The 26,479-nt window shown below is 64.5% G+C and carries 19 protein-coding genes; 12 read left to right on the forward strand and 7 right to left on the reverse strand.

The genetic code is table 11. From position 1 onward, the window contains the following. Positions 1-5 precede the first annotated feature (5 nt). A complete protein-coding gene (locus tag B3E94_RS04015; protein WP_286912415.1) occupies positions 6-3,581 on the forward strand; it encodes a transporter substrate-binding domain-containing protein in 3,576 nt (1,191 codons plus the stop codon). Positions 3,582-3,938: 357 nt separating this feature from the next. After that, the gene (locus B3E94_RS04020; RefSeq protein ID WP_286912416.1) at positions 3,939-4,211 is read left to right on the forward strand and encodes a stress-induced protein; all 273 of its coding nucleotides are present in this window, start codon (positions 3,939-3,941) and stop codon (positions 4,209-4,211) included. 31 nt (positions 4,212-4,242) lie between these two features. Here B3E94_RS04020 and B3E94_RS04025 read toward each other — a convergent pair whose 3' ends face one another. Further along, positions 4,243-5,115 (reverse strand): LysR family transcriptional regulator, encoded by an 873-nt coding sequence (locus tag B3E94_RS04025; RefSeq protein WP_176514969.1) that lies wholly within the window; start codon positions 5,113-5,115, stop codon positions 4,243-4,245. Between the two features lie 110 nt (positions 5,116-5,225). Between B3E94_RS04025 and B3E94_RS04030 the strand changes: the two genes are divergently transcribed. Next, positions 5,226-6,287 carry a YeiH family protein gene (locus B3E94_RS04030; RefSeq protein WP_176514970.1) on the forward strand — a complete coding sequence of 354 codons (1,062 nt, stop codon included), beginning with the start codon at positions 5,226-5,228 and terminating at the stop codon, positions 6,285-6,287. Between the two features lie 50 nt (positions 6,288-6,337). Beyond that, entirely contained in the window at positions 6,338-7,711 is a 1,374-nt protein-coding gene (gene ppnN / locus B3E94_RS04035; protein WP_176514972.1) for a nucleotide 5'-monophosphate nucleosidase PpnN, read from the forward strand. Between the two features lie 122 nt (positions 7,712-7,833). Here ppnN and B3E94_RS04040 read toward each other — a convergent pair whose 3' ends face one another. Together B3E94_RS04040 and pssA are read right to left on the reverse strand one after the other, a co-directional pair. Then, positions 7,834-9,000 (reverse strand): GGDEF domain-containing protein, encoded by a 1,167-nt coding sequence (locus tag B3E94_RS04040; protein WP_286912418.1) that lies wholly within the window; start codon positions 8,998-9,000, stop codon positions 7,834-7,836. Positions 9,001-9,081: 81 nt separating this feature from the next. Continuing rightward, complete coding sequence (gene pssA, locus B3E94_RS04045) at positions 9,082-10,410, reverse strand: CDP-diacylglycerol--serine O-phosphatidyltransferase (protein WP_409521182.1); 1,329 nt, start codon at positions 10,408-10,410, stop codon at positions 9,082-9,084. A gap of 157 nt (positions 10,411-10,567) precedes the next feature. On the opposite strand from pssA, the gene B3E94_RS04050 reads away from it, so the two are divergent. After that, positions 10,568-11,560, forward strand: coding sequence for a GlxA family transcriptional regulator (locus B3E94_RS04050; RefSeq protein ID WP_286912420.1), 993 nt, complete (start codon positions 10,568-10,570; stop codon positions 11,558-11,560). 82 nt (positions 11,561-11,642) lie between these two features. Here the strand turns inward: B3E94_RS04050 and B3E94_RS04055 are convergent, their stop codons facing one another. The 3 genes from B3E94_RS04055 to katG all read right to left on the reverse strand — a co-directional run bounded on the left by B3E94_RS04055 (position 11,643) and on the right by katG (position 16,786). Beyond that, the gene (locus B3E94_RS04055; protein ID WP_236235680.1) at positions 11,643-12,977 is read right to left on the reverse strand and encodes an MFS transporter; all 1,335 of its coding nucleotides are present in this window, start codon (positions 12,975-12,977) and stop codon (positions 11,643-11,645) included. A 111-nt stretch (positions 12,978-13,088) separates the two neighbouring features. Beyond that, on the reverse strand, positions 13,089-14,300 hold the full coding sequence (locus B3E94_RS04060) for a M24 family metallopeptidase (protein WP_286912422.1): 1,212 nt from the start codon (positions 14,298-14,300) through the stop codon (positions 13,089-13,091). 239 nt (positions 14,301-14,539) lie between these two features. After that, on the reverse strand, positions 14,540-16,786 hold the full coding sequence (gene katG / locus B3E94_RS04065; RefSeq protein WP_286912423.1) for a catalase/peroxidase HPI: 2,247 nt from the start codon (positions 16,784-16,786) through the stop codon (positions 14,540-14,542). 332 nt (positions 16,787-17,118) lie between these two features. Here katG and B3E94_RS04070 point away from each other — a divergent pair, with 332 nt between their 5' ends. After that, positions 17,119-17,436, forward strand: a complete 318-nt coding sequence (locus B3E94_RS04070) for a DUF2388 domain-containing protein (RefSeq protein ID WP_176514983.1) — start codon at positions 17,119-17,121, stop codon at positions 17,434-17,436. A 146-nt stretch (positions 17,437-17,582) separates the two neighbouring features. Then, complete coding sequence (locus tag B3E94_RS04075; RefSeq protein WP_286912424.1) at positions 17,583-18,815, forward strand: M20/M25/M40 family metallo-hydrolase; 1,233 nt, start codon at positions 17,583-17,585, stop codon at positions 18,813-18,815. Positions 18,816-18,883: 68 nt separating this feature from the next. Here the strand turns inward: B3E94_RS04075 and glcC are convergent, their stop codons facing one another. Continuing rightward, complete coding sequence (glcC, locus tag B3E94_RS04080; protein WP_176514987.1) at positions 18,884-19,648, reverse strand: transcriptional regulator GlcC; 765 nt, start codon at positions 19,646-19,648, stop codon at positions 18,884-18,886. 182 nt (positions 19,649-19,830) lie between these two features. On the opposite strand from glcC, the gene glcD reads away from it, so the two are divergent. The 5 genes from glcD (at position 19,831) to B3E94_RS04105 (ending at position 26,436) form a co-directional block, all read left to right on the forward strand. Further along, the gene (gene glcD / locus B3E94_RS04085; RefSeq protein WP_286912425.1) at positions 19,831-21,330 is read left to right on the forward strand and encodes a glycolate oxidase subunit GlcD; all 1,500 of its coding nucleotides are present in this window, start codon (positions 19,831-19,833) and stop codon (positions 21,328-21,330) included. Then, complete coding sequence (gene glcE, locus B3E94_RS04090; RefSeq protein WP_286912426.1) at positions 21,330-22,382, forward strand: glycolate oxidase subunit GlcE; 1,053 nt, start codon at positions 21,330-21,332, stop codon at positions 22,380-22,382. The genes glcD and glcE overlap by 1 nt, the downstream gene beginning before the upstream one ends. Before the next feature lie 9 nt (positions 22,383-22,391). Continuing rightward, the gene (gene glcF / locus B3E94_RS04095; protein WP_286912428.1) at positions 22,392-23,627 is read left to right on the forward strand and encodes a glycolate oxidase subunit GlcF; all 1,236 of its coding nucleotides are present in this window, start codon (positions 22,392-22,394) and stop codon (positions 23,625-23,627) included. After that, entirely contained in the window at positions 23,620-24,018 is a 399-nt protein-coding gene (locus tag B3E94_RS04100; protein WP_176514996.1) for a heme-binding protein, read from the forward strand. The genes glcF and B3E94_RS04100 overlap by 8 nt, the downstream gene beginning before the upstream one ends. Positions 24,019-24,252: 234 nt before the next feature. Further along, on the forward strand, positions 24,253-26,436 hold the full coding sequence (locus B3E94_RS04105) for a malate synthase G (RefSeq protein WP_409521181.1): 2,184 nt from the start codon (positions 24,253-24,255) through the stop codon (positions 26,434-26,436). The last annotated feature ends 43 nt before the right edge of the window (positions 26,437-26,479 follow it).

Here is a 26,479-nt window from a genome sequence, read left to right on the forward strand (position 1 = left end):
AACCAATGATGCTCAAATGGCTTTGCAATGTTATTTTCTGCCCCCTATTATTTTTTATAAGTCTAGATTTCGCACATTCGGCTCCGCTCAACACACTACAAATCTCAAGTCGCTTTGACTGTAAACGCGTGCAACCTCAGCTGACACTGACGAATGAAGAGTGGGCATGGCTACGTGATAAGCGTCGACTGGTAATAGGATACGGCAGCCCTGACTTTCCACCCTACGTCATGACTGCAAGCGGAACTCGATACGAAGGCATTGCTGCCGATATTGCCTGTATCGCCAGAGAGGCACTCCATGTCGATGTGGTCATCAAAGCGTTTGTCGATCGACGTAGTGCGCTCTCCGCACTAGAAAATGGCGAGATCGATCTGCTGGGCAGTTCGAATAGCTATGAGATCACCGATGGGCTTACCGTGTTAAGCGAGCCCTACGCAAAAGATGTACCCGCTGTCTTCATGCGTAGTGATGATCGCCGGCCGATACCCAAGAACTTCGCAGGCCTGCGCGTGGCTGTAACAGATGATTATTTGCCGCTGAACCAACTTCACGCGCTATATCCCAACGCCGAATTCGTATTGTACCCATCCAATGACCAAGGCCTTGCAGCGCTCGCCTTTGGAAAAGTAGATGTTTACTTGGGCGATACCGTATCCAGCAACTACTTGATCAACCTCAACTACTTCAACTATGTTCGCCTGCACTCATTCGTTGAACTGAAAACCGACGGCTTCGCTTTCGCCTTGCGCCGGGACAACGTGCAACTAAAACATTTGATTGACTCGACGATTCAATCCTTGGGTGAGTCCAAAATCGCTGAGATCACCAAACGCTGGTCAGGGGGCGGTGGGCTGTTGACGCCTAACCAGATCGAGCTTACGAACGCTCAGCAACGCTGGCTTGAACAGCACCCTGTGGCACGGCTGTTGGTCAGTGATGACCAAGCACCGTTTGCGTTTTTCGATGCCCACGGTAATTTCAGTGGGATCGGCGCCGATCTACTAGAGCTAATAGAACGGCGCACTGGCCTGCGCGTTGAAATACAGCGCACTGATAGTTTTACAAGCTTGAGCGCCAAACTGCTGAATGGAAGCACGGATCTGGCCCTATTGATTCCCACGTTATCCCGCGAAGCCAGCATACGGTTTACCTCGCCGTTCCTTGCTACGCCGTTGGTTATCGTCACGCCACTCTCCTCCAAATCGCTTTCAAGCCTACCGGAGCTGCGCGGCAAGCGGGTAGCGGTGGCTGCAGACTCGGCGGAACTAGAGTTACTACTCGGCTATCCCGACATCCAGATCATCAGCAGTGCCACAATCCTCGAAGCCATGACGGATGTCACGGAAGGTCGTGCCGATGCGATGATCACAACTTTACATGGCGCCCGATACTACATCGCACACCTTTATAGCGATAAATTGCGAATCAGTGACATTGTTGGCCATGACAAAAATTACCTTTCTTTCGCCACCCGTCGCGCCGATACGGAGCTTGTCAGCATTCTGGATAGTGCGCTCCTGAGCATTCCGCCCGATGAATTAGATGTCATTTTCAATCGCTGGCGACCGATAGCCGCCTTTGCCGGCCTCTCTTGGCGAGACTATAAAACGTTGATCTACCAGATCGGCGCAGGGGCGTTTTTGTTCATCCTATGCTCTGTAGCCTGGAACTTTTATATTCGCCGGCAAATTCGTGAGCGTATACGAGCAGAACGATTGCTCGATGAGCAGCTGAAGTTTATGGGGGCATTGATCGATGGCACACCTCACCCCATCTATGTACGCGATCGCGAAGGTCGACTCTTGACATGCAATGACAATTACCTTGAAACCTTCGGCATGGCGCAAAACGATGTGTTCGGTAAAACCGTGCTTGAAAGCGGAAAACGAAATCGCCAGGAAGTTCTTCAGCTTCATGACGACTATTTGCGTGTCATGGAGCAAGATACCCCCTACCAGTCTGACCGTACGCTGCACATTGGCGAGTCAAAGCTGATTATCTATCATTGGATTCAGCCGTATCACGATACGGCTGGCGAAGTTCGGGGGGTCATCTGCGGCTGGATCGATATCAGTGAGCGACGTGAGTTGCTTGAAAAGCTAAGTGCCGCAAAGGAGCTAGCCGACAAATCAAGCCGGGCCAAAACTACATTTTTGGCGACAATGAGTCACGAGATTCGCACACCGATGAGCGCTGTGATCGGTATGTTAGAGCTTACATTAAAACGCGCTGAGCAAGGCCATTTTGACCGCCCCGCAATCGAAGTGGCATACGACTCTGCCAAGGGTCTTCTTGAGCTGATTGGCGATATCCTGGACGTAGTGCGTATCGAGTCCGGACATGTCAGCTTGTCACCTAAGCGAGCCAATCTCAGAGAGCTGGTGGAATCCGTAGCCCGGGTATTCGATGGCTTGGCTCGACAAAAAAACCTCGCTTTAAAACTCGATATTGACGCCACCGTCAGTTGCGATGTGCTGGTTGACCCTATCCGTTTTCAACAGGTGTTATCGAACTTGGTAGGTAATGCCATCAAGTTTACTGATACGGGTGAAGTCAGCGTCTCAATTCAAGGTAAACGGCTGGCCGATGAACGATTGCAGGTAGATCTCACCGTAAAAGACACCGGAATAGGTATCTCCGCCTCCGATCTAAAGTTGTTGTTTCAACCCTTTTCACAAGCCAATCACGGGGCCTCATCCAAAGGAGGGACAGGCTTGGGGTTGGTGATATCCCGTTCTTTGTGTGAACTCATGGGCGGCCAACTGAACATCACCAGCACGCTGGGCGAAGGCACATCCCTCAGTGTATCTCTATTCTTCAACATCCTAAGTCCGGTACAGGGTAAGGTTTCCCCAACTGCCACTGGCAATCAGCAGCCAGCTTCTGCTTTACGCATACTGGTAGTGGACGATCAAAATACTAATCGTTCGCTGCTGGTACAGCAATTGGAGTTTCTTGAGCAGACGGTACACGACGCACCAGACGGTTTGGCGGCGTTGGCCCTCTGGCGCGAGTCGCCGTTCGACATAGTGATTACCGATTGCAATATGCCCGTTATGGATGGCTATAATCTTTCACGCGCCATCCGCAAGGAAGAAAAAGCCAGTGGCCGCCCACGCTGTACCGTGCTGGGCTTCACCGCGAATGCACAGCTAGAAGAAAAGGAAAAATGCCGAGCCGCAGGCATGGACGACTGCCTGTTCAAACCCATAAGTCTCGCTACATTGACTGGCATTTTGGCAAACTGGTCATTGTCAGTTTCACACCCTGCGATTGAGGCAGGCCCCGTTGCTTTAGTCAGCCCGCACCTCTCAATTGAAGATAATCTCAATGCATTGACCGGAGGCGATTTCGGAATGATGCAGGCATTACTGCAGGAAGCACTTTCCAGCTGCAAAAAGGATCTAGGGGAGCTAAAAGAATTAATGACAGAAAACGATTCGCATGCCCTGGGAAATCACGCGCATCGCATGAAGGGAGCCGCTCGTATCGTCGGGGATGAAAGTGTTATTCAAGCTTGTGAAGATCTAGAACTGGCCTGTTTGGCCCCCGTGATCAACAAAATAGACGTCGAGTGATATTCTGCAATACTTGAACACGCACAGGGTAACTTGATAATGATGCTGAATAACATAGAGCTGAAATAACCCCGAAAACAAACTTGTGCCTGAGCGAACAGGCGAGCAGTACGCTGAGGAGACAGTCGATCCTGTGCGGCGACGAGATGGCGCTCGATCACCAGGTCGCGCAGTTCAGGCAAGCGCACCCCTGAGCCCCGCCTGTTAGCCAAGCGGCATTTACGATGCAACACGTCCAGCTGCCAGTACTTTCGTGCACCCCGTCCGGTAATACAAAAGTACTGGGAGCAACCCGAATGCCGCCAACGTCGGAAGTGAACACAGCCTTTCTGTGTGCATTTCACGAGGTGCAAGATCATGGCTAACGACCAAGGCAAAGGCGGACAACAAGGCACCAGCAACCCTCAGCAGACCCCGGAGCACGTCACCAACGACCCAGGCCAGAAAGGTGGCCAGATGCCGGACGATCAATGGAAAAACGATCAGCAGCGCTCCGGTGGCGGCGCGCAACGTGGCGCAACGGGAGGCCATGGCGCCGGCAGCAAGTCGGAGGGTGAACGTGAGCAAGGCATGGACACGCCGCAGCTCGATGAGGACGACGACAGCGGCAAAAGCGACGAAAACCGTTGATTGCAGCTGGCCAGGGCAAGGGACTGCCCTGCTACACCTGGCACAGTTCGACGAACCGCGCCGCGGCCCGCGAAGGGGTCGCGGCATGCGGCAAGAGGATCGAGAAGTGCCTGACCAACGGCTCGGGCGCAATGTGCAACATCCGCAGCGCACCATCCTCGTGCCTGATCGACATCGCCGACACGAAGCCGATGCCCATCCCCGCCCTTACCGCTTCTTTCACCCCCTCCACCCCGGCGATCTCCAGCGCCACGCGCATCGCCACGCCGTGGCGGGCGAACGCCCGCTCGATGATCTGCCTCACCCCCGAACCGCTCTCGCGCAGCACCAGCGGGTAGCTGCCGAGCGCCTCCAGGGTCTGTTGCTCGTTCACCAGCAGCGGATGGCCGCTGGGCACGATGGCGACGATCTCATCCTCGCGCCAGGGCGTCACCCCCGTACCTAAAGGCAGCTCCTGCCCGGGCGGGCCTTCGATCAGGGCGATATCGACGCTGCCCAGGTTGGCGACGATCTCCGCGGTGTTGCCGTGGGTGGTGCTGACCAGGATGTCCGGGTAGCGGGCATGGAAATCGGCGATCAGGTACGGCAGCAGGTAACTGGCCGGGGTGGTGCTGGCACCGATGCGCAAGGTGCCGCGCTCCAGGCCGCGCATGGCCTCGCGCAGGGCCTGGGCTTGGCGGAAGGTGTCGCGCAGGCGTTCGGCATGGGCCAGCAACTGCTCACCGGCCGCCGTCAGGCGCACGCCGCGGCCGGCGCGCTGGTACAGCGGCTCGCCGAAGGCTTCCTGCAGCAGCTTGAGCTGGCCCGACACAGCCGGCTGCGACAGATGCAGGGCCTGGGCCGCATGGCTGATGTTGCCGTGCTCGGCAACGGTGGCGAAGGTTATCAGCTGTTCCGGGGTCATTTTTTAAAAATATCAGCTAAACGGATATTTCACATCCTAAATTACGATTTTTTATAAGCTTATAACCGGATTAACGTAGGCCATATCGAATCATGTCCCGGAGGACTCACATGGCCACGGTTCCGTCCAACCCCGCGTTTGCGCCCACCCTCTCCACCCGAGGGCAGCTCAACGGCATCCTGTTCGTCGCGTTGTTCGCCATCGCCGTCACCCAGCTGGCGTCGTTGCCGGCCATCGCCAACCTGGGCATCAGCCCGCTGATCGTCGGCATCGTCGCCGGCGCCTTCTACGGCAACGTGCTGCGTGATGGCGTGCCGGCCAGCTGGGCGGCGGGCATCAACTTCTCGGCGCGCAAACTGCTGCGCATCGCCGTGGCCTTCTTCGGCCTGCGGGTGAGCCTGCAGGAAATCGCCGAAGTGGGCTGGTCGGGCCTGACGGTGTCGCTTCTGGTGGTCGCCAGCACCCTTCTGATCGGCCTGTGGGTCGGCATGAAACTGTTCAAGCTGGACCGCGACACCGCCCTGCTGACCGCTGCCGGCAGCGCCATCTGCGGCGCCGCCGCGGTGCTGGCCTTCGAATCGGCGCTGCGCAGCGCGCCGCACAAGAGCGCCATGGCGGTGGGCAGCGTGGTGCTGTTCGGCACCCTGTCGATGTTCATCTTCCCGCTGGCGATCAACGCCGGCTGGCTGCCGCTGGACACCGTCAGCGCCGGCCTGTTCCTCGGCGGCACCGTGCACGAGGTGGCCCAGGTGGTGGGCGCGGCCAGCAACATCAGCCCCGAAGCCACGCACATCGCCACCATCGTCAAGATGACCCGGGTAATGCTGCTGGTGCCGGTGCTGCTGGTGGTGGGGGTGTGGATCAGCCGTGCGCGCCAGCCAGGCCAAGGCCAGGGCAAAGGCCGCATCGCCCTGCCCTGGTTCGCCTTCGGCTTCCTCGGCCTGGTGCTGGTGAACTCGCTGCAGATCCTGCCGGGCAACGTCACCGGGGTGATCAACAGCCTCGACACCTTCGCCCTGACCATGGCAATGACCGCCCTGGGCATGGAGACGCGCTACAGCCAGATCCGCCAGGCAGGGCCGCGTGCACTGGCCACCGGGGCGATCCTCAACCTCTGGCTGCTGGGCGGCGGGCTGGCGATTACGCTGGGTGTGCAAAAGCTCTTCGCATGACTTATGGTGGTGACAGAGAAGGATGTTTTACCTGCACAGGAAAGACTTAGATGCCCCAACGCCATGTCATCAATGCATCCGTCAGCCCCAAAGGCAGCCTGGAGACGCTGTCGCAACGTGAAGTCCAGCAACTGAGCGAAGTCGGTACCGGTAGCCTCTACACCCTGTTCCGCCAGTGCGCCCTCGCCATCCTCAACACTGGCGCGCATGTCGACAATGCCAAGACCATCCTCGAAGCCTACAAGGACTTCGAGGTGCGCATCCACCAACAAGACCGCGGCGTGCGCCTGGAGCTGCTGAATGCTCCGGCGGACGCCTTCGTCGATGGCGAAATGATCGCCAGCACCCGTGAAATGCTGTTCAGCGCCCTGCGCGACATCGTCTACACCGAAAGCGAGCTGGCCAGCCAGCGCATCGACCTGGAAAGCTCCCAGGGCATCACCGACTACGTCTTCCACCTGCTGCGCAACGCCCGCACCCTGCGCCCGGGCGTGGAGCCGAAGATGGTGGTGTGCTGGGGCGGCCACTCGATCAGCACCGAGGAATATCAGTACACCAAGAAGGTCGGCCACGAACTGGGCCTGCGCAAGCTGGACATCTGCACCGGCTGCGGCCCGGGTGTGATGAAGGGCCCGATGAAGGGCGCGACCATCGCCCACGCCAAGCAGCGCATGCACGGCAGCCGCTACCTGGGCCTGACCGAACCGGGCATCATCGCCGCCGAGGCGCCCAACCCGATCGTCAACGAACTGGTGATCCTGCCGGACATCGAGAAGCGCCTGGAAGCCTTCGTGCGTGTCGGCCACGGCATCATCATCTTCCCCGGCGGCGCCGGCACCGCCGAGGAATTCCTCTACCTGCTGGGCATCCTCATGCACCCGGACAACCGCGACCTGCCCTTCCCGGTGGTGCTCACCGGGCCGCGCAGCGCCGAGCCGTTCCTGCTGCAGTTGCATGCCTTCGTCGGCGCCACCCTGGGCGAGGCTGCCCAGCGCCACTACCAGATCATCATCGACGACCCGGCCGAAGTGGCCCGGCAGATGGTCGAGGGGCTCAAGGAGGTCAAGCAGTTCCGCCGCGAGCGCAACGACGCCTTCCACTTCAACTGGCTGCTGAAGATCGACGAGGGCTTCCAGCACCCGTTCGACCCGACCCACGCCAACATGGCCGAACTGGCATTGCGCCGCGAACTGCCGCCGCATGAATTGGCGGCCAACCTGCGCCGGGCGTTTTCCGGGATTGTCGCGGGCAACGTCAAGGACAAGGGCATCCGCCTGATCGAGGAACACGGGCCGTACCAGATCCGCGGTGACAGTGCGGTGCTGGAGCCGCTGGGGCGCCTGTTGCAGGCGTTCGTCGACCAGCACCGGATGAAGTTGCCCGGTGGCGCAGCGTATGTACCTTGCTATCAGGTCGTGACCTGAAGACCTTGCCGGCCCCTTCGCGGGGCAAGCCCGCTCCCACAGGATCTGCTCAGCCTTAGCGGCTTGTGAAAAAACCTGTGGGAGCGGGCTTGCCCCGCGAAGAGGCCGGCATGGCCAACCTGCTAGCGGCCCGAACTCACCATCGTGCGGTCCACCAGCCGAATGCTGTCACGCCCCCCGCGCTTGGACTGATACAGCGCCACATCCCCCTGCTCGATCAACGCCGCCAAGCTCGCCGGCGGCTGGTCGAACACATTGGCACCGATACTCAAGGTAACCGCCTGCGGCGTCGGCACGGCCTGCTCGGCAAAGGCCTGGAACTCCTGGCGCAACTGCCCACCCAGCGCCACCACCTGCTCGGTGCTGGCATCGCTGAGCAAGATGACGAACTCATCCCCGCCCAGCCGCGCCGCCAGCGAGCGCTCCGGCAGCACCGCGCGGATCATCTCGGCCAGCGCCACCAGCAGCCGGTCGCCGGCGGCATGGCCATGCAGGTCGTTGACCAGCTTGAAGTTGTCGATATCGATCAGCAGCAGCGCCCCAGGCCGGGCCGCGCTGACTTCCTTGCACAGGTGCGTGGCCCGTACTTCCAGGGCGCGGCGGTTGTACAGCGCGGTCAAGGGGTCGCGTGCAGCCAGGCGGGCGATGCGTTCCTCGCGCCGGTAACGCACGGTACCGGTCATCGACAAGGCGATCAGCATGATCGCCATCGCCCCTTCGACCAGGGAAACCTGGATGATCAGGCCGCCGAAGGTCGCCAGGTCGATCAGGGTGCCGGGGGTGATCGCAATGACCGCCTTGGCCACATAGAACAGGCCATGGATCAGCAGCACATAGCGCAACTGCACCGCGCCCACGCTCAACGACTTGCCGTGCGGGCGCAGCAGGAAGCTGGCCTGGAGCGTCAGCAGCGCCACCAGGAGCGAGTTGACCATCAGCATGACTTTGGACCACTGCGGCCCCGCCGGCAGCAGCAGCAAGGCGCACCACACCGGCACGATCAGCAGCCAGGCCCGTGACAAGCGCGCCTGGGTAAAGCGCAACACGCCCATCAGGAAAAACCCGTGCGCCACCACCAGCAAGCCGTTGGCGAACCAGATGCCGATCAGCAACAGCCCGATGCCGCGCAGCAGGGCCAGGGTCGAACCGACGGTGATGGTGGCGAACCCCGCGCTCCAGAACAGCAGCGAGGGTTCGCGGACACTGCGCCATTCGATCGCCAGGTACAGGGCAGCGGCGGCTGCCAGGGCGATGGTGATGGTCAGCATCGTGGGTGGGTCGAGCGCCATGAAGGGTTTGGCCTATCTGGTTAACGTGGAAAACGCCAGATTGTATTCCTTTGCCATGACTTTTCAGAGAGGTGTAACGCTTCAAAGTACCCGTTTGATCAGTGGCTCCAGGCGGCTGTAGCGCAAGCGGCGAAGGAACTTGCGCACTTCCTTGGGGTGCTCGGCCTTCACCCCCAGGTCGTGGGCCGAGGCGATCGGCGGTGCATGCCGGCGGATGCCCTCGAGCTCCTCGGCGCGCGGCGCCAGCCACTGGCCCTCGGGGTCGTCGATCAGCAGGCCGTTTTCCAGGTCCAGGTTGAAGCCACGGGGGTTGAGGTTGTTGCCGGTGAGCAGCGAATAGCGCTGGTCGACCCATATCCCCTTGGCATGGAAGGTGTGCCCCGGGTCGTTCCAGATGCGCACCACCAACTGCCCGCTGGTGATGGCCGCGTGGCGGCGACGGGCGAAGGCGCGCAAGTTGTCCTCATAAAGGTACGGCAAGGCGCCGCTGGCACTGAACGGCTCGCCCGGGGCGATATAGAAGTCGTTGGCGGTACGGTCGCCGACGATCAGTTCGACCTGCACGCCGCGATCCAGGGCATGGTCCAGCTCGCGCATCACCACCCGCGGCGGGTTGAAGTACGGCGTGCTGATGACCATCTGCGTACGCGCCGCCGCCAGCAGCGCGCACACGGCCCGGTTGAGCGGGTTGCCGCGGCCCACGCCCAGCAGTGGCACCACCCGCAGGCCCTGCCCTGGCACGGGCGCCGGGGCGTCATAGGCCATGCGCCGCAGGCGTGCGCGCAGGCGGCGGATGTCGCCACGCAGGTTGCGCGTGGAAGGTGGCTCGGGCAGGTCCAGGCGCGGCGTGGCGGTGTCGTGCAGCAGGCGCTGCACCAGATCGACCATGGCGTCGGCCAGCGGCGCGCTGTGGAACAGGTGGTAGCGGTCCAGGCGGTAGCGGTCGAAGCGATGCAGGTAGACGTTGTTGAGGCTCGCGCCGGTGTAGACCACACAGTCGTCGATGACGCTGCCTTTAAGGTGCAGCACGCCGAACAGCTCGCGGGTTTGCACCGGCACCCCGTGGATCGCCACGTCCAGCCCGCGCAATTGGCGCTGGGCCTGGTACCAGGCGGCGTTGCCCGGCTGGCGCCCGGCGCCCAAGAGGCCACGGCGGGCGCGGAACCAGTCGACCACCACGACGATTTCCAGCTGCGGCCGGGCGGCCTTGGCCTGGTACAGGGCATCGAGCACTTCCTGCCCGGCCCCGTCTTCCTGCAGGTACAGCGCGACGATGACGATGCGCCGGGTCGCGGCGGCAATCCGCTCGAGCAGGCACGTGCGGTAGGCCGCGGCGTCGGGCAGCACCTGGATCGCGTCCGGGGCGATGGCGAAGCCTGGCAGCGCCGCCAGCATGGAATCGGGGTTCACGTAGGTCACCTTCTGTCTGCAATCAGGTCCATTCCTGGCCGCTGCCTGCGGGGTGTAAGATCGACCCGGCAACGACCCATAACAACAAGAAACATGCGAGGCCTGTTTTCCCACTGCCCCTGACGAAATCAGTCTCAGCTTGCACAGGAAGATCGCAATGGTCCACCCCGCTTCTGCCATCCTAACGCCTTCGCGCACCAAGACCTTCGGTTTTCTGGTTTTGCCCAACTTCACCACCATCGGCCTGGCCTCGGCGGTCGAGACCCTGCGCATGGCCAACCTGGCCGCCCGGCGCACCTTGTACCGCACCGTGCTGCTGTCCACCAGCCAGGCGCCGGTGATGGCCAGCAATGGCATGCGCATCTTGCCCGACCGCGGCATCGCCGACGCCCCGGCGCTGGATGCCTTGTTCGTGGTGGGCGCCAACCCGATCGACCGCAGCCGCGGCACCCGGCCGCTGACCGACTGGCTGCGCCAGCTGGCCCGCCAGCAGGTGCCGCTGGGCGGTATCTGCACCGGCAGCTACCTGCTGGCCAAGGCCGACCTGCTCAAGGGCTACCGCTGCACCATCCACTGGGAGGACATCCAGGCCCTGCAGGAGCACTTCCCCGGCATCGTCATCTCCAGCCAGCTGTTCGAACTGGACCGCGACCGCTACACCTGCTCTGGCGGGGTGGCGGCCATGGACATGATGCTGCAGCTGGTCGCCCGCGAGGCCGGCGGCCAGGACATTGCCGCCAAGGCCGCCGAGCTGCTGCTGTGTGACCGCATGCGTGGCGAGCGTGAGCGCCAGCGGGTGCCGCTGCGCACCTTGCTGGGCAGCGCCCAGCCGAAGTTGAGCCAGGTGGTGGCGATCATGGAGGCCAACCTGGAGGAGCCTTTGGGGCTCGAAGAGCTGGCCAGCCTCAACGAAGTGACCGTGCGCCAGCTGGAGCGCCTGTTCCACAAGTACCTGCAGCGCACGCCCAGCCAGTACTACCTGGAGCTGCGCCTGTCGCGGGCGCGGGAGCTGCTGCTGCGCAGCGATGTGCAGGTGCGCGAGGTGGCGCTGGCGTGCGGGTTCAGCTCGCCGGCGCACTTTTCCAAGAGTTACAGCCGCTTCTTCGGCTTGTCGCCTCTGGGGGAGCGGCGCCAGGCGTCCTTGCACTGATTGCGTTGGCTCCCACACCGATCGGGTCAACCCTGAAGATCGGTGTGGGAGCCGGCTTGCCGGCGATAGGGCCAGTACTGGCTCAGTCCTTCAATGCCCCATGCGCCGTCTCCCGGCACATCAACATCGCCACCAGCGCCACCAGGGCCGCCGCCAGCAGGTACCCCGCCGGCGCCAGCTTGCTGCCGGTGGCCTGGATCAGCCAAGTGGCGATGAACGGCGCCGTGCCGCCAAACAAGGCATTGGCCAGGTTGAAGCTCAAGGCGAAGCCGCTGAAACGCACCCGGGTCGGGAAGATCTCCGCCAGCAGGCACGGCAAGGTGCCGTCGTTCATCGCCAGCATCGCGCCGAACAGGATCTGGATGGCCAGGATCACCAGCAGCGGCTGCCCATCGAGCAACTTGAACAGCGGCACGGTCAGCCCCAGGAACAGCAGCGAGGCGATCACCAGCATGGTCTTGCGCCCGAACTGGTCCGACAGCCTCCCCATCAGGAAGATCAGGCCGATATAGGTGGCCAGCGACACCGTCGAGGCAATGAACGAGTCGCGCTCGCTCATGCCCATTTCGGTCGACAGGTAGGTGGGCATGTAGCTGAGCAGCAGGTAGAAGGCCACGGCATTCAGGCAGGTGACGCCAATGCCGATGCCCAGGCTGCGCCGGTGCCGGGTCAGCAGTTCGCGGATTGGTGCCGGGGTCATACAGGCCTTGCTTTCCAGGCGCTGCTCCATCTCCAGGAATTTCGGCGTGTCCTGCAAGCTCATGCGGATGTAGCGCCCGACCAGGCCGAACGGCGCGGCCAACAGGAACGGCAGGCGCCAGCCCCAGCTGTGCAGGTCTTCGCTGCTGAGCAGTTCATGCAGCACGGCGACGAACGCCGCGCCGAACAACAGCCCCGCCGCCGTGCTCGCCGGCACGATGCTGGTGTACAGGCCACGCCGCCCGGGCGGCGCGTATTCGGCGAGAAACGCCGAGGCGCCGGCATACTCGCCCGAGGCGGAAAAGCCCTGCACCAGGCGGATCAGCAATAACAGGCACGGGGCCCACAGGCCGATCTGCGCATGGCCGGGCAGCAGGCCGATGCAGAAGGTCGAGATCGACATGATCAGGATCGACAGCGACAGCGCGTTGCGCCGGCCATGGCGGTCGCCGAAGTGGCCCCAGACCACGCCGCCCAGGGGGCGGACCAGAAATGACAGGGCGAACACCGCGAACGTCGCCAGAAGGCCAGTGGTCTTGTCGGTTTGCGGGAAGAAGGTGGCGGCGATGATGGTGGCGAGGTAGCCGTAGGCGGCGTAGTCGAACCATTCGACGAAGTTGCCCATGAAGCTGGCCCGGGCGGCCTTGCGCAAGGCTTGGCGTTCGGCGCTCGGGGTGGCGCCTTCGAGGGTGGGAGCGTTAAGGGTGGTGCTGGACATGACGGGTACCCTCTGATTGTTCTAATTGGAGGCAGGGTCTGGTGGTCATTCGATGGTTTCTTGTTATGTCTGTGCCGGCCTCGCACAACGAGGCCGGCACCGCACCGCGGCTTATTTGCGGATGATGTTGTGCTCCGGGCCATACGGGAACTGGGTGATGTTCTCGGCGCCCGTCTCGTTGACGATGAGGATGTCGTGCTCGCGGTAGCCGCCCGCCCCCGGCCGCCCTTCGGGCAGCATGATCATCGGCTCGATCGACACCACCATGCCCGGCTCCAGCACCGTGTCGATGTCCTCGCGCAGCTCCAGCCCCGCCTCGCGGCCGTAGTAGTGGCTGAGGGTGCCGAACGAGTGGCCGTAGCCGAAGGTGCGGTACTGCAGCAGGTCGTGGCGCAGGAAGATCTCGTTCAGCTCGCGGGCGATGTCGCTGCAGCGCATGCCCGGGCGCACCAGCTTGAGCCCCGCCTCGTGCACCTCGACGTTGGCCTGCCACAGGCGCAGGTGGTCGTCCGGGCAGTGGTCGAGGAACAGCGTGCGCTCAAGGGCGGTGTAGTAGCCGGCGATCATCGGGAAGCAGTTGAGGCTGAGGATGTCGCCCTTGTTGACCTTGCGGCTGGTGACCGGGTTGTGCGCGCCGTCGGTGTTGAGGCCGGACTGGAACCAGGTCCAGGTGTCCATCAGTTCGCCGTCGGGGAAGCTGCGGGCGATTTCACGGACCATCGCCTGGGTGGCATGCAGCGCCACCTCGTACTCCGGCACCTGGTCACGCAGCGCCTCGACCACCGCCGCGCCGCCGATATCGGCAACGCGGGCGCCGTGGCGGATCAACGCCTGCTCCTCGGCAGACTTGATCATGCGCATGCGCATGCACGGCGCGCCGATGTCCAGCAGCTCGGCCCGTGGGTAGCAGGCCGCGAGCTTGCTGTGGTTCTGCAGGTTCAGGTGGTCGAATTCGACGCCGATGCGCGAGGCCAGCGGCAGTGCCTGCTGGATGGCGACGAAGTAGTTGTCGCGCTGCCAGTCGGTGTAGACGATGTTGTCGGTACCGACCGTGCGCCGCCAGGGCTGGCCACCGTCGATGTTGGCGCTGATCGAGACCACCTTGTCCTGGGTCACCACCAGGGCGTAGGGGCGGCCGAACGAGCAGTAGAGGAAGTCGCTGTAGTAGTTGACGTTGTGGTAGGAGGTGAAGATCGCCGCTTCGATGTCCTGCTCGGCCATGTAGGCCCGCAGGCGGGCATGGCGGGCGGCGTACTCCTGTGCGGAAAAGGTCGGTTTGGCCTTGTCGCCGTTGCGGATTTTCAGGGTCTGGGGCATTTGCATGGTCGGTGTTCCTTGTCGTTGTGAGCACGCTGTTCAGGCCGGCCGCCTGGGAAGCATTGCAACAGAACCAACGAGGACGCTTTTGTATCTATCCGACCTGGAATTGGCGCGATGGCACCGAAGGCGGGGCAGCTGCGCTGCCCAATCGCCGGCAAGCCGGCTCCCACAGGGACCGCACCATGGTCAATGTGGGAGCCGGCTTGCCGGCGATTGGGCTGCAAGGCAGCCCTGATGCACAGTTACTTCAGATCAAACCGGTCCAACTCCATGACTTTCACCCAAGCCGCCACGAAGTCCCTGACGAACTTGTCCTGGCCATCGCTGCTGCCATACACCTCGCTCAACGCCCGCAACTGCGCATGCGAGCCAAACACCAGGTCGACCCGGCTGCCCGTCCACTTCACCTGCCCGGTCTTGCGGTCACGGCCTTCGAAGGTTTCGTTGTCGGCCGAGGTCGGCTTCCACTCCACGCCCATGTCCAGCAGGTTGCGGAAGAAGTCGTTGCTCAGGGTGCCTGGCCTGTCGGTGAACACGCCGTGCTTGCTGCCGCCATGGTTGGCGCCCAGCACGCGCAGGCCACCGATCAGCGCGGTCAGCTCGGGTGCGGTCAGGGTGAGCAACTGCGCCTTGTCCAGCAGCAGCTTCTCGGCCTTGACGCTGTAGCGGGCCTTGCTGAAGTTGCGGAAACCATCGGCCAGCGGCTCCAGCACAGCGAACGACTCGACATCGGTCTGCGCCTGGGAGGCATCCACACGGCCCGGGCGGAAGCCCACGCTGCCAGTGAAGCCGGCCTCCTTGGCGGCCTTTTCCACGGCGGCGGTACCGGCCAGCACGATCAAATCGGCCAGGGACACCTTGTTGCCACCCTCGGCGCGGATTTTCTCCAGTGCCGCCAGCACCTTGTCCGTGCCCTGGTTGGCCGCCCAACCTTTCTGCGGCTCCAGGCGCAGGCGCCCGCCATTGGCACCGCCGCGCTTGTCGGAACCGCGGAAGGTCGAGGCTGCGGCCCAGGCGGTGGACACCAGCTCGCCCACGGAAAGGCCCGAAGCCAGGACCTTGGACTTGAGTGCGGCAATGTCCTGCTCGCCCAGCGCTGGCTGGTCGGCCTTGGGCAGCGGGTCTTGCCAGAGCAGTTCCTCGTTGGGCATTTCCGGCCCCAGGTAGCGCGCCAGCGGGCCCATGTCGCGGTGGATCAGCTTGTACCAGGCGCGGGCGAAGGCGTCGGCCAGCTGCTCGGGGTTGTCCTTGAAGCGCCGGGCGATCGGCTCGTAGATCGGGTCGAAGCGCAGCGCCAGGTCGGAGGTGAGCATGGACGGCGCATGTTTCTTGGCCGGGTCATGGGCATCCGGCACGGTGCCTGCGCCCTTGCCCTCCTTCGGCCGCCACTGGTTGGCGCCGGCCGGGCTCTTGGTCAGTTCCCACTCGAAGTTGAACAGGTTGTTGAGGTACTCGTTGCTCCATTTCGTCGGGGTCGAGGTCCAGGTCACTTCCAGGCCGCTGGTGATGGTGTCGCCCCCCTTGCCGGTGCCGAACTTGTTGGCCCAGCCCAGGCCCTGCTGCTCCAGGCCCGCGGCTTCCGGCTCGGCGCCGACGTTATCGGCGGGGCCGGCGCCGTGGGTCTTGCCGAAGGCGTGGCCACCGGCGATCAGCGCCACGGTTTCTTCGTCGTTCATGGCCATGCGGCCGAAGGTTTCGCGGATGTCCTTGCCCGAGGCCACCGGGTCGGGGTTGCCTTCCGGGCCTTCGGGGTTCACGTAGATCAGCCCCATCTGCACGGCGGCCAGTGGGTTTTCCAGGTTGCGCTCGGCCTGCAGGTCACGGCTCTGTTCTTCGCCGTGCTTGGCAGGTTCGGCCACCAGGTCGCCCTGGCCGGGGGCTTCGGTCGGGCCCTGGTCCTTGCCATAGCGGGTGTCGCCGCCCAGCCAGACCTTTTCCGAACCCCAGTACACGTCTTCGTCCGGTTCCCACACGTCGGCGCGCCCGCCGGAGAAGCCGAAGGTCTTGAAGCCCATGGATTCCAGGGCGACGTTGCCGGTGAGCACGATCAGGTCGGCCCAGGAGATCTTGTTGCCGTACTTCTGCTTGATCGGCCACAGCAGGCGCCGGGCCTTGTCCAGGCTGACGTTGTCGGGCCAGCTGTTGAGCGGGGCGAAGCGCTGCTGGCCGGAGCCGGCGCCGCCGCGGCCGTCGCCGATGCGATAGGTGCCGGCACTGTGCCAGGCCATGCGGATGAACAGCGGGCCGTAGTGGCCGAAGTCGGCCGGCCACCAGTCCTGGGAGTCGGTCATCAGGGCGGTGAGGTCGCGCTTCAGGGCCTGGAAGTCGAGGCTCTTGAAGGCCTTGGCGTAGTCGAAGTCCGGGTCGGGACTGGACTTGGCAGAATGCTGGTGGAGGATTCTCAAGTTGAGCTGGTCAGGCCACCAGTCACGGTTGGTGGTGCCGCCACCTGCGGTTTGATGGAACGGGCATTTCGATTCGTTCGACATCTGCGGTTACCTTTGGGTCGGTTATCCAGATTTCCGGTCTATGCCAGGTGTTCTTTCCAGCCGAGCACATGGGCTCATGCCTACCCCTTATCAGGTCTGGTCGGTCACGTTCCGACACGGGGGCGCACGCACTTGCTGCGGGGCCAGGGGAAAGACTAGTCGAGCTTGGGCAGACTTCTAATAGAGTGGCTATTGGGGGGCGATAGGCTGGCTCTACGGCTGCCACGATCCATTGCCGGGAGCAGATGCCTAGGGAACTACCACCACTGTCCCGCTTTCTTACATTCTGAGTGGTACTTTCCTTTGGGCTTCACGCTACTGGAGAACACGACATGCGCCGCATAATCCTCGCCCCTGCCCTGCTGCTGTTGTTGCCTGCCGGTGTTGCCCTGGCCGGCGTCGATGCAGGCGACGTCGCCACCTCAGCGGGCGTCTCCGCCTCGCTGTACTCGACCTTCAAGGATCACAAACTGATCATCCCGGCCCGAGACGACCTTTCCGCGTTCGTCGCCAGCAACGGTGCCATCCGTGGCGCCTACGTGGAATCGGCGCTGGAACAAGTGCGCAAGCAGCACCCTGGCCTGCAGGCCAGCGACGAAGAATTGGCCAAGGCCATCCTCTCCCAGGAAGACCCGGTGGCCAATCACTAGGGCCCACTCGCGGGCGAGCCTATGCCTGCTGCATGCGCAGGCGCCGGGCTCGCCCGCGAAGGGCCGCCATTTTCTACACGGTATTGCCCCACACGGCTGTAGCCAGGAACCCGGCTCGGCCGTTCACGTAAAACAAGGAAGACTACATGCCATTGCTCCGCCCTCCCCACGCCATCGCCATGGCGCTGTTGCTCGCCTGTACCCAGGCAAATGCCGCCGACGCCTCCCCCGAAGCCTTGCTCAAGCAGGCCCAAGGTGAGCAGCCGGCTTACCTGGACACCCTCAAGGCGCTGGTCTCGGTGGATACCGGCACCGGTACCGAGCCTGGCCTGACCCAGGTCAGCGCCGAGCTGGTCAAGCGCCTCAAGGCCCTGGGTGCCGACGTGCAGACCCACCCTGCCACGCCTTCGGTGGGCGACAACATCGTCGGCACCTTCAAGGGCACGGGCAGCAAGGACTTCCTGTTGATGGTGCACTACGACACGGTGTTCGTCCCCGGCACCGTGGCCAAGCGCCCCTTCCGGGTCGACGGCCCGCGCGCCTATGGCCCCGGGGTTGCCGACGCCAAGGGCGGGGTGGCGATGATCCTGCACGCGGTGAAGCTATTGCAGGACCAACAGTTCAAGGGTTACCGCACCCTGACCGTGCTGTTCAACCCGGACGAGGAAATGGGCTCGGCGGGCTCCCGGCAGATCATTGCCGAGTTGGCCCGCAAGCATGACTACGTGTTCTCCTACGAGCCACCTGACAAGGACGCGGTCACCGTCGCCACCAATGGCATCAACCGCCTCAAGCTCGAGGTCAAGGGCCGCGCCTCCCACGCCGGCTCCGCGCCCGAGGAAGGCCGCAACGCCCTGACCGAACTGGCCCACCAGATTCTCCAGCTCAAGGACCTGGGCGATGCGAGCAAAGGCACCACGGTGAACTGGACCCTGGCCAAGGCGGGTGAAAAGGCCAATATCATCCCGGCGCTGGCCACGGCCGAAGCCGACATGCGCTATTCGGATCTAAGCGAAACCGAGCGGGTGCAGGCCGATGCCCAGCGCATCGTGAAGACGCCGCTGGTGGCCGATACCCAGGCCACGGTCACCGTGGAAAAGGGCCGCCCGCCCCTGGCGCGCAACGAGGCCTCGACCAAGCTCGCACAAACGGCGCAGCAGCTGTATGGCGAGGTTGGCCACAAGATCGAGCCGATCGCTATGCGCTTCGGCACCGATGCCGGCTATGCCTATGTACCGGGCAGCGACAAGCCAGCGGTGCTGGAAACCATGGGCGTGGTAGGGGCTGGGTTGCATGGTGATGATGAGTACATCGAACTGGCCAGCATTGCGCCGCGGCTGTATCTGACGGTGGCGATGATTCAGCACCTGGCCAAGTGATGCAGTGCCTGGGTGGGCCCTATCGCCGGCAAGCCGGCTCCCACAAATGTAGCCCGCGATAGGGCCCTTCAGCCCCAACCGTCCATGCGCATCGTTGCCCGCACCAGGCGCTGCTCTTCCTGTTCGATCTCGCGCAGGCTGTCGCGAATGCCGTTGATGTGCTCGCGCGCCGCGCGCTGCGCCTGCTCGGGCAACTGCTCCATCACCGCGTGATACAAGCGGGCATGCTGGCGATCGATCTGGCGCTTCTGCGGTGGCCGGCAATACAGGTTGTTCACCGATGCGAACACCGTGCTCAAGGTCAGGTCGCTGAGCGACTGCAAGGTGTGCACCAGCACCGGGTTGTGCGAGGCCTCGCTGATCGCCCGGTGGAACGCGTGGTCGCGCCGGGCATGCTCGCGTGGGTCCAGCGCCTCGCCTGCGGCATGGGCCGCGAGCATGTCTTCGTAGCGCCGACGGATCAGCAGCCGGTCCACATCGGTGGCGCGCAATGCCGCCAGGCGCGCCGATTCGGCTTCGAGCAAGGCGCGCACTTCGAGCAGGTCGAACAGCGTGCGCGGTTGCGAGCTGAACAGGTGCATCAGCGGCGTGGCGCCCGGCTGCCCGGTCAGGTCGGCGACGAACGAACCGCGCCCTTGCTCGGTGTCGATGATGCCGCGCCCGCGCAGGATGCGCAGGCCCTCGCGCAACGCCGAGCGCGAGCAGCCAAGTTTGTCCACCAGGCGCCGCTCCGATGGCAATGCCTGGCCCACCTTCAGCACGCCTTCGACGATCAGCCGTTCGACCCGTTCGGCCACCTGGTCCGCGACCTTGGCTTTGCCTTGCGCACCCATCAGCACTCTCCAACTGGTAGGACCACTGCTGCAATGCCCCCCAATGTAGCTGTTCAATGCCGCGAATGAACAGCGTCATATCGAGAAACTGGTAGGACCAGTTACCAACCCTCTCGACCTGGCAGCCCACCCCGGCGCAGGCTGCGAGCAGAGGCAAACAACAACAAGAACCGAGTGAGCCCATGAACATTCTGTACGACGAACGCGTCGACGGTGCGTTGCCGGCCGTGGACCTGCCGAGTTTGCTGCAGGCGCTGCGTGATGCCCTGCCCGATCTTGAGATTCTGCACCGCGCAGAAGACCTCAAGCCCTACGAGTGCGATGGCCTCTCGGCCTACCGCACAGTGCCAATGCTGGTGGTGCTGCCCGAGCGCCTGGAGCAGGTGCAGATGCTGCTCAAGCTCTGCCACCAGCGCGGCGTGCCGGTGGTGGCCCGTGGCGCCGGCACCGGGCTGTCGGGTGGTGCACTGCCACTGGCCAAAGGCATCCTGCTGGTGATGGCGCGCTTCAACCGCATTCTCGAGGTCAACCCCCAAGGCCGTTTCGCCCGGGTGCAGCCGGGCGTGCGCAACCTGGCGATTTCCCAGGCCGCCGCGCCCTTTGGCCTGTACTACGCACCCGACCCCTCCTCCCAAATCGCCTGCTCGATCGGCGGCAACGTCGCTGAAAACGCGGGCGGCGTGCACTGCCTGAAGTACGGCCTGACCGTGCACAACCTGCTCAAGGTGGAGATCCTCAGCGTCGAAGGCGAACGCCTGACCCTGGGCAGCGACGCCCTCGACAGCCCGGGCTTCGACCTGCTGGCGTTGTTCACCGGCTCCGAGGGCATGCTCGGCATCGTCACCGAAGTGACCGTGAAACTGCTGCCCAAGCCCCAAGTGGCGCGGGTGCTGCTGGCCAGCTTCGACAGCGTCGAGGACGCTGGCCGGGCGGTGGCCGAGATCATCGCCGCCGGCATCATCCCCGGCGGCCTGGAAATGATGGACAACCTGGCGATTCGCGCCGCCGAAGACTTCATCCACGCCGGCTACCCGGTGGACGCCGCGGCCATCCTGCTGTGCGAGCTCGATGGCGTGGAGGCCGACGTGCAGGACGATTGCGAGCGGGTGGCGGCGGTGCTGCAGCAGGCCGGCGCGCGCGAGGTACGCCTGGCCTGCGATGAAGCCGAACGCGTGCGCTTCTGGGCCGGGCGCAAGAACGCCTTCCCGGCGGTGGGGCGGATTTCGCCGGACTACTACTGCATGGATGGCACCATCCCGCGCCGCGAGCTGCCACGGGTGCTCAAGGGCATCAGCGCGCTTTCCGAGGAATACGGCCTGCGCGTGGCCAACGTGTTCCATGCCGGCGACGGCAACATGCACCCGCTGATCCTGTTCGATGCCAACCTGCCGGGCGAGCTGGAGCGCGCCGAAGCCATCGGTGGGCGCATCCTCGAACTGTGCGTGGCGGTGGGCGGCAGCATCACCGGCGAGCACGGCGTGGGGCGCGAGAAGATCAACCAGATGTGCGCCCAGTTCAACAGCGACGAAATCACCCTGTTCCACGCCGTGAAGGCCGCCTTCGACCCGCAAGGGCTGCTCAACCCGGGCAAGAACATCCCCACCCTGCACCGCTGCGCCGAATTCGGCGCCCTGCACGTGCACCACGGGCAGCTGCCCTTCCCCGAACTGGAGCGCTTCTGATGAGCCTGGACCGCGACATCAGCCAGGACCTGCTCGAACAGGTCAACCAGGCCCTGAACCTGGGCACGCCACTGCGCATCCAGGGCAGCAACAGCAAGGCCATGCTCGGCTGCCCGGTGGCCGGCGAAGTGGTCGATACCCGCCGCCACCGCGGCATCGTCAGCTACGACCCCACCGAACTGGTGCTCACCGCCCGCGCCGGCACGCCGTTGCTGGAGATCGAGGCGGCCCTGCACGAGGCCGGGCAGATGCTGCCTTGCGAGCCACCGCACCTGGGCCCCGAGGCGACCCTTGGCGGCATGGTTGCGGCCGGTTTGTCCGGGCCACGCCGGCCCTGGGCCGGCGCGGTGCGCGATTACGTGCTGGGCACGCGGGTCATCACCGGCCACGGCAAGTTGCTGCGCTTTGGCGGCGAGGTGATGAAGAACGTTGCCGGCTACGACGTGTCGCGCTTGATGGCCGGCAGCTTCGGCTGCCTCGGGCTGCTGACCGAGGTGTCGCTCAAGGTGCTGCCACGCCCCCGCCAATGCCTGAGCCTGCGCCTGGAAATGGACCGCCACCACGCCCTGGCCGAACTCGCCGAATGGGGCCAGCAGCCGTTGCCGATCAGCGCCGCCTGCCACGACGGCCAAGCCCTCTACCTGCGCCTGGAAGGCGGCGAAGGCTCGGTGCAATCGGCCCGCCAGCGCCTGGGTGGCGAGGTGCTCGACAGCCGCTTCTGGAGTGACCTGCGTGAACAGCGCCTGGCCTTTTTTAATGACCCTGCGCCACTGTGGCGGCTGTCGCTGCCCATCGCCACGGCCGAGCTGGACCTGCCCGGCCAGCAACTGATCGACTGGGGCGGCGCGCAGCGCTGGCTGAAAGCGAGCGCGCCGGCGCAGCAAATCCGCGAACAGGTGGCCAAGGCCGGCGGCCACGCCACCGGCTACGCCCCAGGCGAGGCCAGCAGCGCCCCCCTGCCCGCCGCACTGATGCGCTACCACCGCGCGCTCAAGCAGCAACTGGACCCCCAGGGCGTATTCAACCCTGGCCGCTTGTACCCCGACCTGTGAGGCACCGCCATGCAAACCAACCTGAGCGATAGCGCCAAGGGCCTGGCCCGTGCCGAGGAGGCCGAAAGCATCCTGCGCAGCTGCGTGCACTGCGGCTTCTGCACCGCCACCTGCCCCACCTACCAGCTGCTCGGCGATGAGCTGGACGGGCCGCGCGGGCGCATCTACCTGATCAAGCAGGTGCTCGAAGGCGCACCGGTCAGCGCCAGCACGCAACTGCACCTGGACCGCTGCCTGACTTGCCGCAACTGCGAAACCACCTGCCCGTCGGGGGTGAAATACCATGACCTGCTGGACATCGGCCGCGCCGTGGTCGAGCAGCAGGTGACCCGCCCGCTCGGCCAGCGCCTGCTGCGCCAGGGCCTGCGCGCCGTGGTCCCGCGCCCGGCGTTGTTCAAGGCCCTGGCCCGCACCGGGCAAGCCCTGCGCCCGGTGCTACCGGCCACCCTGAAGAACAAGCTGCCGGCCCAGGTGGCTGCCCCCGGCGAACGCCCGACGCCGCGCCACCCGCGCCGGGTGCTGCTGCTCGAAGGCTGCGTGCAACCTGCCCTGTCGCCCAACACCAATGCCGCAGCGGCGCGCCTGCTGGACCGCCTGGGCATCAGCGTGGAGCCTGCGCGCGAAGCGGGCTGCTGCGGCGCGGTGGATTACCACCTCAATGCCCAGGCGCAGGGCCTGCAACGTGCAAGGCGCAACATCGACGCCTGGTGGCCGGCGATCGAGGCCGGGGCCGAGGCCATCGTGCAGACCGCCAGCGGTTGCGGCGCCTTCGTGCGCGACTATGGCCACCTGCTGGAAAACGACCCGCACTATGCCGCCAAGGCGGCACGCGTCAGCGCGCTGTCACGCGACCTGGTGGAAGTGCTGCGCGACGAGCCGGTCGAGCAACTGGGCCTGTGCGCCGAGCAGCGCCTGGCCTTCCACTGCCCGTGCACCCTGCAACATGCCCTCAAGCTCGGCGGCCAGGTGGAGAGCCTGCTGACGCGCCTGGGCTTCACCCTCACCGCAGTGCCGGACGGGCACCTGTGCTGCGGCTCCGCCGGCACCTATTCGCTGACCCAGCCGGCGCTGTCGCGGCAGTTGCGCGACAACCGCCTGAACGCGCTGGAAAGCGGCAAACCGCAAGTGATCGCCACCGCCAACATCGGCTGCCAGACGCACCTCGACGGTGCCGGGCGCACGCCGGTGCGGCACTGGGTCGAAATCGTCGAAGCAGCCTTGAACCAGGAGAACCGCCATGCATAACAAGCCCGTGATCGGCCAGGACGAGGTGGCCCGGGTAATCGCCGCCGCCCGCCAGGAGGCCGAGGCGCAAACGTGGAGCGTGACCATCGCCGTGGTCGATGACGGTGGCCACCCGCTGGGCCTGCTGCGCCTGGACGGCTGCGCCCCGGCCAGCGCCTACATCGCCGTGGAAAAGGCCCGCAGCGCAGCGCTCGGGCGCAAGGAAACCCGCGATTACGAACAGATGGTCAACAACGGGCGCACCGCGTTCGTCACCGCCCCGCTGCTCACCAGCCTGGAAGGCGGCGTGCCCCTGCGCATCGATGGGCAGGTGGTGGGCGCCATCGGCGTGTCCGGGGTCAAGCCCGAGCAGGATGCCCAGGTGGCCAAGGCGGGCGCCGGGGCTTTGTGATCGGCAGTGCCGGCCCTTTCGCGGGACAAGCCCGCTCCCACAGATGCACCACCGAATTCAGGTGCAGCGGTGTACCTGTGGGAGCCGGGGCTTTGTGATCGGCAGTGCCGGCCCTTTCGCGGGACAAGCCCGCTCCCACAGATGCACCACTGACTTCAGGTGTAGCGGTGTACCTGTGGGAGCGGGCTTGCCCCGCGAAAGGGCCGGCGCAGACACCCTCTCATTCGAATGAACATGAACAGTGAGACACCCATGAACCCACTCAAGGTCGCACCCATTCTGCAGCGCTTCATCGAAGACGAAGTGCTGCCCGGCGCAAGTATCGACGCCACTGCCTTCTGGCAAGGCTTCGCCAGCCTGGTCCACGACCTCGCTCCGCGCAACCGTGAACTGCTGGCCGAACGCGAACGCCTGCAAGCCGAGCTGGACAGCTGGCATCGCCAGCACCCCGGGCCAATCGCCGACATGCCCGCCTACCAGGCCTTCCTGCGCAGCATCGGCTACCTGGTCGACAGCCCCGAAAGCGTGAGAATCAGCACCGCCAACGTCGACCGCGAAATCGCCGAGCAGGCCGGCCCGCAGCTGGTGGTACCGCTGAGCAACGCCCGCTATGCCCTCAATGCCGCCAACGCCCGCTGGGGTTCGTTGTATGACGCGCTGTACGGCACCGACGCGATCGCCGACAGCGACGGCGCCGAGCGCGGTCAAGGCTACAACCCGCGCCGCGGTGCCAAGGTGATCGCCTTCGGGCGGCAGTTCCTCGACCAGGCCGCGCCGCTGGCGGGCGCTTCCCATGCCGATGTCGAGGCCTATGCGATCGAGCAAGGCGCACTGCGCGCCACGCTCAAGGATGGCCGCCAGGTCGGCCTGCAAAGCGCTGCGCAATTGCGCGGTTACCAGGGCGAGCCGAAGCAGCCCACCGCCATCCTCCTGCAACACCACCGGCTGCACTTCGAAATCCAGATCGACGCCAGCAGCGCGATCGGCCAAAGCGACCTGGCCGGGGTCAAGGACATCCTCATGGAGGCCGCGCTGACCACCATCATCGACTGCGAAGACTCGGTGGCGGCCGTGGATGCCGAGGACAAGGTCAACGTCTACCGCAACTGGCTGGGCCTGATGAAGGGTGACCTCAGCGAGCAGGTCAGCAAGGGCGGCAAGACCTTCACCCGGGCGCTGGCCGAGGACCGCCAGTACCAGGGTAGCGATGGCCAGCCACTGACCCTGCCGGGGCGCTCGCTGCTGTTCATCCGCAACGTCGGCCACCTGATGACCAACCCGGCGATCCACGACCGTGACGGCCACGAAATCCCCGAAGGCATTCTCGACGCGGTGGTCACCAGCCTGATCGGCCTGCACGACCTCAAGCGCCGCGGCAATTCGCGTCAGGGCAGCCTGTACATCGTCAAGCCGAAGATGCACGGCCCGGCCGAGGTGGCCTTCGCCGACCAGCTGTTCGGCCGCGTCGAAGGCTTGCTGGGCCTGCCCCGCCATACCCTGAAGATGGGCATCATGGACGAAGAGCGGCGCACCAGTATCAACCTGCAGGCATGCATCGCCAGTGCCTCGGCGCGGGTGGTGTTCATCAACACGGGCTTCCTCGACCGCACCGGCGACGAGATGCACAGCGCCATGCAGGCCGGCGCCATGCTGCGCAAGGGCGACATGAAGCACAGCCCCTGGATCCAGGCCTACGAACGCAACAACGTGCTGGTGGGCCTGGCCTGCGGCCTGCGCGGCAAGGCGCAGATCGGCAAGGGCATGTGGGCCATGCCCGACCTGATGGCCGCCATGCTCGAGCAGAAAATCGCCCAGCCCAAGGCCGGCGCCAACACCGCCTGGGTGCCCTCGCCCACGGCCGCGACCCTGCATGCGCTGCACTACCACCAGGTGGATGTGGCGACGGTGCAGCAGGCCCTGGAGCACGCCGACCCGACCGCCGAGCGCGAGGCGTTGCTGCATGGCCTGCTGAGCATCCCGGTCAGCCCGGACCGGCCTTGGAGTGCAGCGGACATCCAGGCCGAGCTGGACAACAACTGCCAAGGCATCCTGGGCTACGTGGTGCGCTGGGTGGAGCAAGGGGTGGGCTGCTCCAAGGTGCCCGATATCCATGACGTGGGCCTGATGGAAGACCGCGCCACCCTGCGCATCTCGGCCCAGCACATCGCCAACTGGCTGCTGCATGGGGTGGTGACGGCAGATCAGGTAGAGGCGACGCTGCAGCGGATGGCCAAGGTGGTCGACCAGCAGAATGCCGGCGATGCGGTTTATCGGCCGATGGCCGGGGACTTTGCCGGGTCGTATGCGTACCGGGCGGCGCAGGCGCTGGTGTTCGAAGGGCGGGAGCAGCCGAGCGGGTATACCGAGCCGCTGCTGCATGGGTGGCGGTTGCGGTTCAAGCAGCAGGTTTTGGGGTGAAGCACTGAGGGGCCGCTGCGCGGCCCCATCGCCGGCAAGCCGG

The organism is Pseudomonas sp. UBA6315, from assembly GCF_002438125.1.
Lineage (GTDB): Bacteria > Pseudomonadota > Gammaproteobacteria > Pseudomonadales > Pseudomonadaceae > Aquipseudomonas > Aquipseudomonas faucium.

Coding starts and splice junctions, on each gene's coding strand:
- B3E94_RS04015 (WP_286912415.1), top strand. CDS start 6: ATGATGCTCAAATGGCTTTGCAATGTTATTTTCTGCCCCCTATTATTT.
- B3E94_RS04020 (WP_286912416.1), top strand. CDS start 3,939: ATGGCTAACGACCAAGGCAAAGGCGGACAACAAGGCACCAGCAACCCT.
- B3E94_RS04025 (WP_176514969.1), bottom strand. CDS start 5,115: ATGACCCCGGAACAGCTGATAACCTTCGCCACCGTTGCCGAGCACGGC.
- B3E94_RS04030 (WP_176514970.1), top strand. CDS start 5,226: ATGGCCACGGTTCCGTCCAACCCCGCGTTTGCGCCCACCCTCTCCACC.
- ppnN (WP_176514972.1), top strand. CDS start 6,338: ATGCCCCAACGCCATGTCATCAATGCATCCGTCAGCCCCAAAGGCAGC.
- B3E94_RS04040 (WP_286912418.1), bottom strand. CDS start 9,000: ATGGCGCTCGACCCACCCACGATGCTGACCATCACCATCGCCCTGGCA.
- B3E94_RS04050 (WP_286912420.1), top strand. CDS start 10,568: ATGGTCCACCCCGCTTCTGCCATCCTAACGCCTTCGCGCACCAAGACC.
- B3E94_RS04055 (WP_236235680.1), bottom strand. CDS start 12,977: ATGTCCAGCACCACCCTTAACGCTCCCACCCTCGAAGGCGCCACCCCG.
- B3E94_RS04060 (WP_286912422.1), bottom strand. CDS start 14,300: ATGCAAATGCCCCAGACCCTGAAAATCCGCAACGGCGACAAGGCCAAA.
- katG (WP_286912423.1), bottom strand. CDS start 16,786: ATGTCGAACGAATCGAAATGCCCGTTCCATCAAACCGCAGGTGGCGGC.
- B3E94_RS04070 (WP_176514983.1), top strand. CDS start 17,119: ATGCGCCGCATAATCCTCGCCCCTGCCCTGCTGCTGTTGTTGCCTGCC.
- B3E94_RS04075 (WP_286912424.1), top strand. CDS start 17,583: ATGCCATTGCTCCGCCCTCCCCACGCCATCGCCATGGCGCTGTTGCTC.
- glcC (WP_176514987.1), bottom strand. CDS start 19,648: ATGGGTGCGCAAGGCAAAGCCAAGGTCGCGGACCAGGTGGCCGAACGG.
- glcD (WP_286912425.1), top strand. CDS start 19,831: ATGAACATTCTGTACGACGAACGCGTCGACGGTGCGTTGCCGGCCGTG.
- glcE (WP_286912426.1), top strand. CDS start 21,330: ATGAGCCTGGACCGCGACATCAGCCAGGACCTGCTCGAACAGGTCAAC.
- glcF (WP_286912428.1), top strand. CDS start 22,392: ATGCAAACCAACCTGAGCGATAGCGCCAAGGGCCTGGCCCGTGCCGAG.
- B3E94_RS04100 (WP_176514996.1), top strand. CDS start 23,620: ATGCATAACAAGCCCGTGATCGGCCAGGACGAGGTGGCCCGGGTAATC.
- B3E94_RS04105 (WP_409521181.1), top strand. CDS start 24,253: ATGAACAGTGAGACACCCATGAACCCACTCAAGGTCGCACCCATTCTG.